Origin of the sequence: Streptomyces sp. cg40 (assembly GCF_050320165.1) — a bacterium.
GTDB lineage: Bacteria > Actinomycetota > Actinomycetes > Streptomycetales > Streptomycetaceae > Streptomyces > Streptomyces hokutonensis.
This window is the reverse complement of record NZ_CP190128.1, coordinates 9,985,061-9,998,029: the sequence shown is the minus strand read 5'-3', so window position 1 is coordinate 9,998,029 and position 12,969 is coordinate 9,985,061. Positions and strand designations below refer to the sequence as shown.

The 12,969-nt window shown below is 72.2% G+C and carries 10 protein-coding genes; 5 read left to right on the top strand and 5 right to left on the bottom strand.

The features are described 5' to 3' along the window. Position 1: 1 nt before the first annotated feature. Both ACQHII_RS45030 and ACQHII_RS45025 read right to left on the bottom strand, forming a co-directional pair. Positions 2 to 280 carry a hypothetical protein gene (locus ACQHII_RS45030; protein WP_427924709.1) on the bottom strand — a complete coding sequence of 93 codons (279 nt, stop codon included), beginning with the start codon at positions 278 to 280 and terminating at the stop codon, positions 2 to 4. Beyond that, the gene (locus tag ACQHII_RS45025; RefSeq protein WP_427924708.1) at positions 277 to 699 is read right to left on the bottom strand and encodes a hypothetical protein; all 423 of its coding nucleotides are present in this window, start codon (positions 697 to 699) and stop codon (positions 277 to 279) included. Before ACQHII_RS45025 ends, ACQHII_RS45030 begins: the two co-directional genes overlap by 4 nt. Positions 700 to 825: 126 nt before the next feature. On the opposite strand from ACQHII_RS45025, the gene ACQHII_RS45020 reads away from it, so the two are divergent. Genes ACQHII_RS45020 through ACQHII_RS45010 form a run of 3 tightly spaced genes read left to right on the top strand, consistent with a single transcriptional unit; the run spans position 826 to position 6,455 of the window. Continuing rightward, positions 826 to 2,232 (top strand): hypothetical protein, encoded by a 1,407-nt coding sequence (locus ACQHII_RS45020; RefSeq protein WP_427924707.1) that lies wholly within the window; start codon positions 826 to 828, stop codon positions 2,230 to 2,232. Next, positions 2,232 to 3,503, top strand: coding sequence for a hypothetical protein (locus ACQHII_RS45015; protein ID WP_427924706.1), 1,272 nt, complete (start codon positions 2,232 to 2,234; stop codon positions 3,501 to 3,503). The genes ACQHII_RS45020 and ACQHII_RS45015 overlap by 1 nt, the downstream gene beginning before the upstream one ends. A 3-nt stretch (positions 3,504 to 3,506) precedes the next feature. Further along, the gene (locus ACQHII_RS45010; protein ID WP_427924705.1) at positions 3,507 to 6,455 is read left to right on the top strand and encodes a hypothetical protein; all 2,949 of its coding nucleotides are present in this window, start codon (positions 3,507 to 3,509) and stop codon (positions 6,453 to 6,455) included. 21 nt (positions 6,456 to 6,476) lie between these two features. On the opposite strand, the gene ACQHII_RS45005 is transcribed toward ACQHII_RS45010, so the two are convergent. After that, positions 6,477 to 7,706 (bottom strand): PP2C family protein-serine/threonine phosphatase, encoded by a 1,230-nt coding sequence (locus ACQHII_RS45005; protein ID WP_427924704.1) that lies wholly within the window; start codon positions 7,704 to 7,706, stop codon positions 6,477 to 6,479. Positions 7,707 to 7,829: 123 nt separating this feature from the next. Between ACQHII_RS45005 and ACQHII_RS45000 the strand changes: the two genes are divergently transcribed. Together ACQHII_RS45000 and ACQHII_RS44995 are read left to right on the top strand one after the other, a co-directional pair. Continuing rightward, positions 7,830 to 8,384 carry an AAA family ATPase gene (locus ACQHII_RS45000; RefSeq protein WP_427924703.1) on the top strand — a complete coding sequence of 185 codons (555 nt, stop codon included), beginning with the start codon at positions 7,830 to 7,832 and terminating at the stop codon, positions 8,382 to 8,384. Continuing rightward, complete coding sequence (locus ACQHII_RS44995; RefSeq protein WP_427924702.1) at positions 8,381 to 9,244, top strand: fructosamine kinase family protein; 864 nt, start codon at positions 8,381 to 8,383, stop codon at positions 9,242 to 9,244. Before ACQHII_RS45000 ends, ACQHII_RS44995 begins: the two co-directional genes overlap by 4 nt. Before the next feature lie 336 nt (positions 9,245 to 9,580). Here ACQHII_RS44995 and ACQHII_RS44990 read toward each other — a convergent pair whose 3' ends face one another. Both ACQHII_RS44990 and ACQHII_RS44985 read right to left on the bottom strand, forming a co-directional pair. Further along, entirely contained in the window at positions 9,581 to 11,008 is a 1,428-nt protein-coding gene (locus ACQHII_RS44990) for an alkaline phosphatase family protein (RefSeq protein WP_427924701.1), read from the bottom strand. Between the two features lie 253 nt (positions 11,009 to 11,261). Further along, positions 11,262 to 12,494 carry a PP2C family protein-serine/threonine phosphatase gene (locus tag ACQHII_RS44985; protein ID WP_427924700.1) on the bottom strand — a complete coding sequence of 411 codons (1,233 nt, stop codon included), beginning with the start codon at positions 12,492 to 12,494 and terminating at the stop codon, positions 11,262 to 11,264. Positions 12,495 to 12,969 lie beyond the last annotated feature (475 nt).

Genomic DNA, 12,969 nt, shown 5'->3' with positions numbered 1-12,969 from the left:
GTCAGCTCTCCGTCGCCCGGGACCGACTCCGCTCCAACAGGTCCGCCAGGACGCGCAGGCCGGAGAGGAAGGCCTCGTCGTAGAGGACGGAGTGCTTCCGGCCCGACTTGGTGATGATCGTCAGCCGGCCGAGCCGGCCGGTGCGGAACTCGAGCCGGGGCTCCTCCCAGACGTGGTACCGGGCCGCGTCGGCGTAGCCGAACACCTCCAGCACCCGGCCGTCGAAGGAGAGCAGCGCGGACTCGGTCACCGGCGCGTCGTACGGCAGGGTCGGCGTCACGGAGTCGTACCGTCCCCGGCGTAGAGGAAGGCGCCCGGTCGAGCGGGGTCGGCGACCAGCAGCACCTCGTCGCCGGTGCGGGGGATCCGCAGCTTGGAGACGATGGCGCGCAGGGTGATCCGCTCGGTGCCGCCGGACGGCTGGAGGACCAGGTCGACGACCGGATCGTGGTTGATGAGTTGGCCGGTGTCGCCGATCGAGAGCACGACGGCGGACGTGGTCGGCGCTCCCGCCGCGAGCAACTGCTGTACACCGAGGCCGGAGTTGTAGGCCCCCATCGAGTCCTGGACCCGGGCGTAGTCCTCCTTGCCGAGGAAGGCGCGCGTGGCACGGCCGTAGAAGCCCTTGCCTCCGGCCACCTGCGCCGCGATCTCCGCGGCCCGCTCGGCGCGGCTCTTGCGACGTCCGAAGAGTCCCATGACGGTTCCTCCTTCTGATCGGGTGGGGTCCCGTGGTTCCCGCTGTCCCTGTGGACGCTAGGTGCTCCCGTTCGCCTACCGATCCCAGGTTCGACCGCCCGATCCGGGACGACGTACCCTCCTGACATGCCGCTTCCGAGCCAGTCGACCGATGCGCGCCGTCCGCGCGCCATGGTCATCGACGGCTCCTGGCGCGCTCTTGGACCGGGTCTCGAAGCGCTGAGCGGCCCCGGCGGCGCCCCCCTGACCCGGACCGTCAAGCTGATCCTGCTGCCGTTGGTCGTCCGGCCCGCTCTGCACCCCGAACTCGCCGCCGACTTCCTCGGGCCGGAACCGGCCGCCCAACTCGACGCGCTGATACGGGAGTCCGGTGGGCGGCTGCTCGCGACGGCGCAGTGGTTCACCCTCCTCAAGCGGACCCGCCGGGCGCTGGGCGTGGTGGCGGGCAATCCGCAGGACCTGTATTTCCAGCGGTGCTTCGAACTCGCCGCCGAGCACGGAGCACCCGCCGCAGGTGCGGACGGCGGTGCGGGTGCGTTGGCCAGGGCAGTCGTCGAGGATGTGGCCGAGGCGGACGGCGGCCGTACGGTGGACGCGCTCAAGCGTCATCTGGCCGACGACACCCAACACGCCCGTATCGAGAAGGAGTTGGATCTGGCGTGGGAAAGCCGCCAACCTGCTACGGCCTCTGGTGCAACCGCAGTGGTCGCGCGGGCGGCCGAGGTGCTCGAAGCCTGCGGCGGGGCGGACGGGCCCCGGGACTCACCGGAGTACGGGGGCATGGTCGAGGCGACAGACGGTGAGTTGCTCGGCCGCGCCATGTGGGCGGGCACCAGCGGGGTCTGGGGCCGCTTGGACGTACCGGTCCATCTGGGGCTGACGGAACGGCAGTTGCCGCCGCGTCCGCAGGTCGGCCGAGGCGCCTCGACCGCCACCCTTCCCGCACCGCTGGACCGCACGCTCTTCGAGCGGCTCTTCGTCGTGCTCCAGTCCTCGTCCCGGCGCGAGGAACTGCCGACGGTCCTGGAACTCGTCCGGCGCGAGGTCGGCCGTAGCTGCGCTCCGCTCGGTCTGTACGACGAGAGCCTGCGCGTCGCCGTCGCACTCGGCGGGCGGCTCGCGGTCGGCCTGGACCCGCTGGGCACCGGGGAATCCGCGCCGGGCCGGACCTCGGCGCACCGGGCGGTCAACAACCGTTGGCGACGGGAGGCCTCGGTCCTGCGCGCCCGCCGGATGACCGTCTCGCCCCGCCCCGATCCGGACGGCGGCGTGCTGGACGCCCTCGCCCAGGACCTTCGTGCGCCGTGGGCCGCCTACATGCGGCGCTTGTGGGTGCGACTGCACGGACGGGACGTCCGCGACGCGCCGCTGGTGGACGCGGCGGCGGCCTGGGCGGTGCTCGACGGGGTCGCCCGCTCGGTGATGATGGACCACCGGGCCAGGGTCCGGTCGGCGCTGCGCGCGCTCTCGACGCCTACGGCACCTCCACCCACCGTGGCCGTGGCCGAAGCCGCCGAGTCGAGGAGTACGTGATGGCGCGGCCTCCCGTGGATGTCCGCGTCACGCGCGACGACGACGGCGTCATCCGGGTCGCCGCCGGCGGTGCCGGTCCCGACTTCACCCTGGCGGTGCTCGACGTCGCCGGAGCGGTGCTGACCTGGCCCGTCCTCGGGGACCCGGGACCGCCGACGGCCGAGATCCACGACGTGGCGCGGGCGCAGCAGTGGCTGTGGGCGGTCTACGGCGAGCGCGTCGCGTCCGCCGTGCACGCTTGCGCGACGGGCGAGCAGCCGTCCGGAGCACGCGTACCGGTGGACCCGACCACGCTCGCGGCCGACGCCGCCCGGCTCGCATTCGCACACTGGGCGGCCCGCTGGTGGCCCGCCTCGCACCTGGACGGCATACCGGAGCTCCAACCCGACGTACTCGGACTGGAGTTGGCGGCACTGACCCATCAGTGCCAGCAGCTGTTCGACGGAAGTGGTGGCGCCTTCGGTGACCTTGGCGACCTCGGTGACCAACCCGACGACTGCGCGGCCGAGTTGATCGAGGACCATCTAGCCGCCCTCGACCAGCTGATCCGGTGGTGGCGCACCGCATCGACGGGTACAGCACATCAGTTGGAACGCGTGCTGCGGCTGATCGACGACGCAGCGGACGGCGCCGGTCTGGACGGCCCTGAACTGCGCCGACTGCGCTCACTCCTGGACCGGTCCAACCCGGCGGCCACCGCTCCGCCGGACCCCGGCTCCCTGTTCGCCCGGTCCGGCGACTACGCCCTCGCGGCGGGTGAACAGCACGTCGCCGGGGGCCGGTTGATCGCCCGGGGCCCAGGAACCAACGACTGGCGCCGCTACCCGCCCGGGCTCGTCGACGCCTCCGAGACCGCGGTGTCCTGGACCGCCCGCGCGCTCGGCGCGCGACGACAGATCGAGGTCGACGTCGTCGCGCACAGTGCGGCACCCGCGACCGGTGCACCCCTCGCGGCGGAGGTCCGGGTGAACGACGGCCCGCACACACGAGTCGCCCTCGCCAGGCGGGACGACATGTGGACCGGCCGCGCGGACCTGGACCTGCCGCCCGGCGAGAGCCGGCCGCGCGTCGAACTCGGTGTGCTGCTGCCCGGCTTCGACCCCGGACCGGGTCCGGACACCAGTGCCGAACGCGACGCGATCCGCGCGCTGGTCCGGCGGCGCCTCGCGGCGGCGGCACAGCCCGTCGTGAACGACGCGCTGCCGCCAGGCGGTTCCTCTGGACCGTTCCTCGCCGAGATCGCCGCAGCCACCACCGATGAGGACTACTGACGGATGCCGGACCAGGAAGACAACGACACGGCAGACGGCGTCGGCGCGGTGACGCCGCTCTACGGCGAACCGTTCGACAGCGGTCTGGCCCGGGCCGAGGGCCATCACCTCAACGCCGATGCCGCCGGCGCGGTCGCCGTCTACGAGGAGTTGCTCACGCTGGCCGAGTCCCTGGAGGACTCCCCCGACGTACGGTTCCTGCGCGCGCACCTGCTGGCGAACATCGCGAGCGTCCGGCTCGCCGCCACGGACCTGGTGGCGGCGCGGGATGCCGTGGACCGGTCCCACGCCCTGCTCGACGGCATCGCGTCGGCGCCGATGGGACCGCGCGGACGTCAGCTGTGGCTGGAGCTGGTGCTGCGGACGCTGATCGCCAGGGCCGATCTGCTGCGCAGGACCGGGCACCTGGACGAGGCGCTGGCCTGCCTCGACGAGGCGGCGCTCAAACTGCCCGAGTTCGACGACCCCGACGGGCTGCGCACCGCCGAACTCGGTCTGAACCGCGTGCACTTGCTGATGGACAGGGGCGCGTGGGGAGCCGCCGAGGAACAGGCGTCGGCGCTGCTCGCGACCACTCCGGAGACGGCGGTGGAGACCATCCCACGCCTGCTGGTCGCCCTCGGTCTGATCTGCTCCTCGACCGGGCGCTTCGACGCGGCCGAGGACCATTTCGTGCGCGCCGAGGGGCGCTTCCGGCTGCTGGGGGACACTGGTGAGCAGCAGACACTGCTGGCGCACCGGGCGTACGCCGCGATGCGCCGGGGCGAACTCGACCTGGCCGAGCGGCTGTTCGCGGAGGCGTCCGCGTTCTTCGAGCGGCAGGGGTGGTTCGGCGACCTCGCAGTCTGCGAACAGGCGCGCGCCTTCCTCGCCGGCCGGCGCGGCGACGACGCCGGCGCGGATGGCCTGTTGGCGGCGAGCCTGGAACGGTTCGAGCGGCTCGGTGCCTCGATCGCCGCCGCCGACAGCATGCTGCTGGGGGCCCAACACGCCTACGCCCGGGGCGACATCGACGAGATGAAGCGGCTGGCCCAGGAAGCGCGGGACGTGTACCAGGAACGGGAGGTGTACGAGCGGTGCGCTCAGGTCGACCTCATGCTCGCGCGCACCCTTGAGGACAACCTGAACCGGACCGACCACGGCGACCGGGAGCGGGAGTCCATCGACAACGCGCTCTCCTTCGCGCTGCCCGCCGCACTGGCCCTGGAGGCGGCGCGCTACGACTTCGCCACCTCCCACGCGCGCAGTGAGTGGCTGCGGCTCGCCGAGGATGCCATAGAGCTGGTGTTCCGGCTGGTGATGCGCCGGCAGGACCAGGGACTGCTCTTCGAACTGGCCGAACACCGTTGTGCGGGCGCGACGTTGGCCCTGAATCCGAGCACGGACACCGCCCCGGCTGCTCGTGCCGAGGAGCGCGCTTCCGTCTTCCCGAACGCGGCCATGAAAACGTACTGGCACGACGCGAGCGACGATGACGGGCACGCGAACGGCACGATGACACTCGGCGGAGTGGCCGCCGAGGCCGCCGCCTCCGCCGGGCTGCGGGTCTCGCCGCCGCCGAAGGTGCGGATGTCGGCGCAGGCGGGCCCGGGACGTGTCGCGCTCCAGGAGTACATCGCGGCGGCCGAGTTCCGTTACCGGCGGCGGATCGTGCACGAGGAGGAGGTGCCGTTCTGGATCACCGACGACATGACGAGCCGCCCGGTGGTCCAGATCCGGCTGGCCGACGCCGGTGATCTGTTCATGACCTGGACCTGGGCCGGCGGAGCCCGGGGCTTCGGCACGGGTCACGGCCTCGGCGACGAGGTCGACCGGGCGGTCCGCGCACTCGCCGATGCCCTGCCGGGCGCGGGCGACGCGGCGGAGGGCATGCGGCGGGCGTTCACGGGCGCGCTGGCCGACCACGACAGCGAGCACCGGCTCGCGCGCACGCTGGCCGAGGCCCTGTGGCCGGAGGGGCTGACGGCGCAGATACGCCAGGTGTCGGAGCGCGCGGGCCGTCCGCTGGTACGGATCCAGCCCTCGCCCCGGGTCGCCCAGATCCCCTGGGAGCTGCTCGCCGTGGACGACGACGATGTCCGGCTCATCGACCTGGCGGACGTGGTGACCACGGCACCCGCGTCACTGCGCCCACGAGATCCGTCGGCCGCAGCGACATCGAAGAGCGCGGACACGGACCCCGTCGTCCTCGTCCTCGACCCCCGCGTCCCCGGCTTCCGCGCCGACTCCCCGCTCGGCTCGGTGCTGGGGCCGCCCGGCTCCGACCCCGAGTTGCTGTCGCTGGTCCGGCGCCATCTCGACGCGGGCGCCGTCGTACCGTCCGTCGCCACCCCGGCGGAGGCGTTCCGCCGTACCGACCTGGACCGGGACTGGCTGAGCGGCGCGCTCCGCAAGGGCGCCCGCAGGCTGCTGTACGTCGGGCACGTCAGCGGGGCGCCGGTCGAGGGCGGGCAGAGCGAGGACGGCACGCTGCATCTGTCGTGCAACGCGGAGACGGTCGGTCTGACCGAGCCGCTGCGCACGCACCGGCCGCTGTCGGCCAAGGACCTGCTGCTGGGTACGCTGCCGCTGCGCGCGGACGGCAAGCCGGGCGCGCGGATCTGGCCGGCGCCGGCCCGGGTCGCGCTCATCGGCTGTGAGAGCGGCGGCGATCTGCGGTTCGCCGAGTCGTTCGGGCCGGCGACGGCGATGCTGCACAACGGCGCCGAGTTGGTCACCGCGACCCGCTGGGTGCTGCCGACCAGCTTCGCCTTCCACCGGCTGGCCCAACTGCCGGAGTCCGTACGCCCGTTGTCGGAGGCGATCGTCGCGGTCGACGCGGCGCACGAGCACGAGGACCCGGTGCACCGGCTCGGCCGGTGGCAGCGCGAGCAGCTCGACCGCTGGCGCGCGGACGGCCGTATCGAGCACTCGCCGCTGCTGTGGGCGGCGCTGACCTGCATCGTCGTATGACCGCGATTGCCCTGCCGCCGATCACAGTCGGACGATGATCAGGGCCGTGTCGTCGGTGGCCCCGCCGTGCGGCAGGAGTTCGAGGAGTACGGCGTCGGCGAGGGCTTCGGGGTCGGTGTCGCGGTGGCGGACGAGGGAGTCGGCGAGGCGGATCAGGCCTCGGTCGATGTCCTCGTGGCGGCGTTCGATCAGGCCGTCGGTGTAGAGGGCCAGGGTGGTGCCGGGTGAGAACGCGGTGGCGGCCTGCGGTCTGGGCGTCGGGTCGGGGCGGGCATCGAGGGGCGGGTCGGTGGCCCGGTCCAGGAATTCCACGCTGCCGTCGGGACGGACCAGGACGGGCGGTGGGTGTCCGGCGCTGCTGTAGGTGATGGTCTGGTCGTCGAAGTCGACGAAGGTCGTGACCACGGTGGCGGATTCGGCGCCGTCGACGACGTTGGCGTAGCGGCCGAGGACGTCGAGGGCCTGGGCGGGGCCGTCCGCGACCAGGGAGGTGGCGGTGAGGGCGCTGCGCAGCTGGCCCATGACGCCGGCGGCGGCCAGGCCGTGGCCGACGACGTCCCCGACGGACACGCCGATGCGGTTGCCGCCGACCAGGTCGACGACGTCGTACCAGTCCCCGCACACGTTCAGGGAGCCGACGGCGGGCCGGTAGCGTACGGCGATCTGGTGGCTCGCGCCCTGCCGGCGGGTGGGCAGCATCGCCTCCTGGAGGGCGAGGGCGACCTCGCGTTCGCGGGCGTGGGCGCCGCGCAGGCGTTCGTTGAGTTCCTGCAGTTCGCGGGCGCGGGTGTACAGCTCGGCCTCCAGCACCCGGGTGCGACCGCCCCCGGAACGGCCGCGGGCCCGGATCAGCTCGGTGACCTCCTCGACGCGGTGGACCAGCAGGACGACCTTGCCGTCCAGGTCGAGGAGCGGTGCGTTGACCGGGCTCCAGTAGCGCTCCTCCCACTGCCCGGGGCAGGACACGGACTCGACGTCGTAGCGCTGGAGGGCCATGGCGTCGCGTTCGCCGGTGGCGACGACGCGGCGCAGTGAGGTCTCCAGGTTGCGCATGCCGGTGGCGGCGGGGTCGTTCGGGTTGTCGGGGAAGACGTCGAAGAGGAAACGGCCGACGACCTGCTCGCGGGTGCGGTCGGACATCCGCAGGTACTCCTCGTTGGCGTCGGCGTACACCAGGTCGGGGGTCAGCAGCGCCACCATGCCGGGCAGCCCCTGGAACACCGCCGCGTAGTCGATCGTCGCGTCCGTCATGGCCCTGCCACCAATCACCGCTGTCACACCATTTTCTCACGATATAAGCAGAGCGAGCGGGCCCCGGGGGACGCATTGTGCCCACTCGGTTACTGGGCGGCACACGACCAGTAGGGTGCCCCGGTGACCACGCCGACCTCCTCCCCCACCCGGCTGATCGTGCTGCGCGGCAACAGCGCCTCCGGCAAGAGCACGGTGGCCACCGCGCTGCGCGAGCGGTACGGGCGCGGTATCGCACTGGTACGGCAGGACGTCCTTCGCCGTGAGGTGCTGCGCGAGCGCGATGTCCCCGGCGGCGCGAACATCGGCCTGATCGACCTGACCGTCCGGCACGCGCTGGCGCACGGTTTCCACACCGTGCTGGAGGGCCTGCTCTATGTCTCCCACTACGGCGAGATGCTGGCCGGGCTACTCGCCGACCATCCGGGCCGTACGCACTGCTACTACCTCGACGTGCCGTTCGAGGAGACCCTGGCCCGGCACGCGACGAAGCCCATCGCGGACGAGGTGAGCGAGCACCAACTCCGGGAGTGGTACCGGCCGTTGGACGTACTCCCCGGCGGCGTCGAGACGGTGGTCCCGGCGACGAGCCCGCTGGAGGAGACGGTCGACCGGGTCCTGCGCGAGTCCGGCCTGTGCGTCGGGAGCTCCTGGACCGGTCCTACGCTGTCCCCGTGATCGAGCGCGAGACCCCGAGCGCGGCGGCGGCCCGGCTCACCGGGTGCGCGGTGACCGGTGAGCGTCCGTTGTCCGGGGCGGTCACCGAAGTCACGCTCGACAGTGGGCAGTTGGTGATCGTCAAGGGCGATGCGGCCCCCGGCGCGGTGCGGGCCGAGGCGGCGGGACTGCGCTGGCTGGGGGACGCCGGTACGGTCCAGGTGCCCACCGTGCGTGGGCTGGACGAGCGGTGGCTGGTCACCGATCGCGTCCGCACCGGGACGCCGAGTGCGCGGGCGGCAGTCCGGTTCGGCCGGGAGCTGGCCGCCCTGCACGCCTCCGGGGCACCGGCCTTCGGCGCGCCGCCGCCCGGCGGGCCGACGGAGGCGTACATCGGGCTCGCCCCGATGCGCAACGTTCCCGCCGCTGACTGGCCCAACTGGTATGCCGGGCAACGGGTGTTGCCCTACCTTCGCAGCGCGGTCGACACAGGCACCCTGGAGCACGCCGAGGCCGCGGTGGTGGAGCGGGTCTGCGAACGGCTGCCCGAACTCGCCGGTCCCGCCGAGCCGCCCGCCCGCCTCCACGGCGATCTGTGGAACGGCAATGTGCTGTGGGGCGCCGACGGACACGTCCGGCTGATCGACCCGGCCGCACACGGCGGACACCGGGAGACCGACCTGGCGATGCTGCGCCTCTTCGGCTGCCCATACCTGTCGGACGTGCTGACCGGCTACAACGAGGCCGCGCCGCTCACCCCTGGCTGGACCGACCGCGTCGCGCTGCATCAGCTGTTTCCGCTGCTGGTGCATGTGGTGCTCTTCGGACGCGGTTATGCCGAGCAGGCGCTGTCGGCCGCGCGGGCGGCGCTGGCCGGGTGACACCGGGCGAGGCCGGGCGTTGGAACGGTCCAGGTCAGACGCCACCGGTCCGCGTGCTGGTGTTCGGCTGCGGCTGCGCCGAGCAGACCGACTCAGCCGCGCAGGCAGCCCCGGCCAGGCGACACCGGGCAAAGCCACCCGCTGGAACGGTCCAGGCCAGACCCCTCCGGCCCACATGCCGCCGTTCGACTACGGCTACGGCTACGGCTACGCGGCTACGCGGCTACGCGGCTACGCGGCTACGCGGCTACGCGGCTACGGCGAGCAGACCATCCTCGCCGCGCGGGCGGCCCCGGCCGGTGTCGCCCGGCCAGGGCCCCGTGACGGTGGTCCGGGTCAGACGTGCGGGCGGCGGCCCCGTTCCTGGTGCGGGAAGGTCTGGTCCGCGCCCGGCAGCGTCGGCTTCGGCAACGTTGCCACTTCCTCCTTCGCCTTCTCCAGTTGCTCCGCCGTGTCGTCGGGCAGCTGGGGCGAGCGCGGGCGGGCGTCGCGGAAGCGGAACGCGGTGGTGAGGTCGCCGAAGGTCTCACGGCGCCAGTCGGAGACGTTCGGTTCCTCGACGCCGGTGAACCGCTCCAGGAACTGAAGCGCCGAGGTGTGGTCGAAGGCCTCCGAAGCGACCCAACCGCCCACGGTCCAGGGCGAGATGATGATGGCGGGGACACGGAAGCCACCGCCGATGGGCAGGCCCTGGATGAACTCGTCCTTCGTGCCCGCAGGCGGTGTCGGCGGCACGACGTGGTCGAACAGGCCGTCGTTCTCGTCGTAGTTGAGGATGAACGCGGTCTTCCGCCACACCTTCGGGTTGGACGCGATGGCCTCGATCTTCGACGCCACGTAGTCGGCGCCCGCCGCCGGGAGGTAGTCCGGGTGCTCGGACTGGTAGCTCGTGGGGCAGATCCACGACACCGTCGGGAGACGGTCGTTGCGCGCGTCGTCCTCGAACGTGCCGTGCGCCTGCGGCCGTACGCCCCGCTCGTACAGGTCGGAGCCCGGCTGCGCGTTCTTGAAGGACGCGAACTGCTCCAGCATGTTGGTGCCGTAGTCGTCCTCCTCCTGGTACACCTTCCAGCTCACGCCGGCGTTCTGGAGGCGTTCGGCGTACGTCGTCCAGCGGTAGGGCGTGGGCGCGACGTTGCTGATGATCGGGCCGCCCTGGGTACCGCCGGGGTCGATCGAACCGGTCATCCACATCAGGCGGTTGGGCCAGGTGGGCCCGAACACCGAGCAGAAGTAGTTGTCGCAGATGGTGAAGGTCTCGGCGAGCGCGAACTGGAACGGGATGTCCTCGCGCGTGTAATAGCCCATCACATAGGGGCCGTTGACGCCGTCGGCCGCGCGGTGGGCGGGCAGCCACTGGTCCATCTTGCCGTTGTTCCAGGCCTGGTGCTGCACCGACCAGGCGTGGCTGGTGGACGGGATGGCCTGGGCGCTGGAGGTGTGGGTGTCGAGGTGGAACGGGAGGAGGTAGCCCTTCGGGTTCACCGCGTCCGGCTGGTAGAAAACGCTGCGGCCGGTGTCGAGTTTGCGAGCGTGCGGATCGGCGAATCCGCGAACGCCGGACAGCGTGCCGAAGTAGTGGTCGAACGACCGGTTCTCCTGCATCAGCATGACGACGTGTTCGATGTCCCGCAGCGAGCCGTTCTTCGGCGGCTCGGCGGCGACGGCCTTCTGGACGCTCGGCGGGAGGAGGGAGAGAGCCGCGGCACCGCCCAGTGCGCCGGCGGCGGAACCCAGGAGTCTGCGACGTGTCAACTCGGCCATGATTGCCCCTTCTTGAAGAGCTTCGAGGGATCCCGTGGACCAGACCTCGGATCACTCTCCGCCCGTGCGGGTATGGGGCATCAGGGACGTGCGGTGAATTTGCGGCCAACGAGCGGAAAGGGGTTGGCCAAGCCGTGACCGGCAACACCCGGGCGTTGCCGGGGTGTTGCCGAACCTTGGGGGACGGCTGGCCGGAGCATGATCCGACCCGGTCGGGGTCATCGACCGCCGTACTCGTTTCCCGTTTGCGAAGTTATCCGGGAACCGAACCTCTGGGGCGCAGCCGCGCGGCGATCGCGGCGACGTCGTCCTCGGCCTCCTGGACGTGGAGGCGCAGCACGATGTCGTCGAGGAGGCGGGAGACGCCCTGGCCGGGGTGGAGGCGCAGCCGGGACAGGCGGGACAGGGAGACGTCGATGTCCTCGCCGCGCCGTTCGACCAGGCCGTCGGTGAACATGACCAGGGTGTCGTCGGGGGTGAGGGTGAGCGTGGTCATGTCGTAGTCGGCCGAGCCCGTGCCGAGGGGCGGGCCGACGGGGACGGGGATCAGTTCACCGGCGCCGTCACGGTGGAAGACGGCGGGCGGCAGATGGCCGGCGCTCGCGAAGGCGGCGGTGCCGCGGTCCGGGTCGAGGAGGGCGAGCAGACAGGTCGCGGGGCGGCGGTTGTGCTCCTCGGACATGGCGGTGTCCATCTGGCGCAGGATGCGGTGGGGCGGCAGGTCGGTGGAGGCGACGTAGCGCAGCATCGAGCGGTAGGCGTTCATGTCGACGGCCGCGTCCAAGCCGTGTCCCATGACGTCGCCGATGACGAGGAGGGTGCGGCCGTAGTGCAGTCGTACGGCCTCGAACCAGTCGCCGCCGACGAGGGTGCCGCTGCCCGCGGGGAGGTAGCGGGTGGCCATCTCGATGTTGGGGTGGGGGCGGCTGGGCTCGGTGAGCAGCACTTGTTGCAGGTTGAGGGCGGTGGTGCGCAGTCGGTGGTGTTCGACGGCGTGGTGCAGATGGGCGGCGGTGAGCCGGGCCGCGTAGTGCACGGCGGCGGCCTCGTCGTCGCCGAAGCTCCGTCCGGCGCGGATCGCGAGGAGCGCGCCGTAGGCCTTGCCCCAGGCGGTGAGCGGTACGGACAGGGCGGCCAGGACGCCGTGGTCGTTGGTGGTGAAGGAGGTGGTGATCGGGTGGCCGGCGTCCAGGGCGCGGACCATGACGTCCTCGCGCGGCGCGCTGCGCAGGCTGTCCAGGAGTTCCTTGCGGCCCTCGGCCGCCATCGGATGCAGCATGCCGTGCGGTGCCGGGCGCGCCTCGTCCTGGGCGAACAGGTCGACGGCCGCGGCCTCGCACAGCTCGTCGACGAGGAACCTCGCGCACTCCGCCGCGGTCCTGCGCTCGTCGAGCGTCGACCCGATCGCGGAAACGGCCCGGCGCGCGAGCACGAACCGATCCGCCGAGCCCTGCTCCGACCCGGTTACCTCGTCGTCGCCGTCCACCGCGGCCCCTTTCTGCCGCTCCCATCCCAACACCCGCGCGGGCGTTCGGGCGGTAGCGACCCGTGGTGGGGTGCGATCGGATGGAGCGGCGAGGGGTCGGTCCGTACCTCGCAGGGGAGAGGAACTTCGTGGCCGCGCCGCCCGTACGGCCTACGCAGACCGTCCGCGAGCACCGCCCTGTGACCGACGGCCAGGATGCGGTGCCTCATCAGCCCCACGGCCTGAACCCGGTCGGGAAGTTCAACTGGTCTGCCTGGCCGCACCAGTTGGCCCAGCGGGTGCCGGGCGGGGAACGCGGAGTGCTCCACGCCCACAGGTCCTGCCACGGCAAGAGTTCCGGTGAGCCGCGGAAGCGATGCTTCCCGGACGGCGACTCCAGGCCATCGGACGTACGGGCACCGTAGGACCGCCGTGCCGAGCATCGTGCGAAAGTCTTTCGTAACCGAGGAATTTCCCGTCCTTGTCCTGGGTGTGA

Excerpts from the sequence above, each read along its gene's own strand:
- ACQHII_RS45005 (WP_427924704.1), bottom strand. The coding sequence starts at position 7,706 with ATGACGGACGCGACGATCGACTACGCGGCGGTGTTCCAGGGGCTGCCC.
- ACQHII_RS44990 (WP_427924701.1), bottom strand. The coding sequence starts at position 11,008 with ATGGCCGAGTTGACACGTCGCAGACTCCTGGGTTCCGCCGCCGGCGCA.
- ACQHII_RS45025 (WP_427924708.1), bottom strand. The coding sequence starts at position 699 with ATGGGACTCTTCGGACGTCGCAAGAGCCGCGCCGAGCGGGCCGCGGAG.
- ACQHII_RS45010 (WP_427924705.1), top strand. The coding sequence starts at position 3,507 with ATGCCGGACCAGGAAGACAACGACACGGCAGACGGCGTCGGCGCGGTG.
- ACQHII_RS45020 (WP_427924707.1), top strand. The coding sequence starts at position 826 with ATGCCGCTTCCGAGCCAGTCGACCGATGCGCGCCGTCCGCGCGCCATG.
- ACQHII_RS45015 (WP_427924706.1), top strand. The coding sequence starts at position 2,232 with ATGGCGCGGCCTCCCGTGGATGTCCGCGTCACGCGCGACGACGACGGC.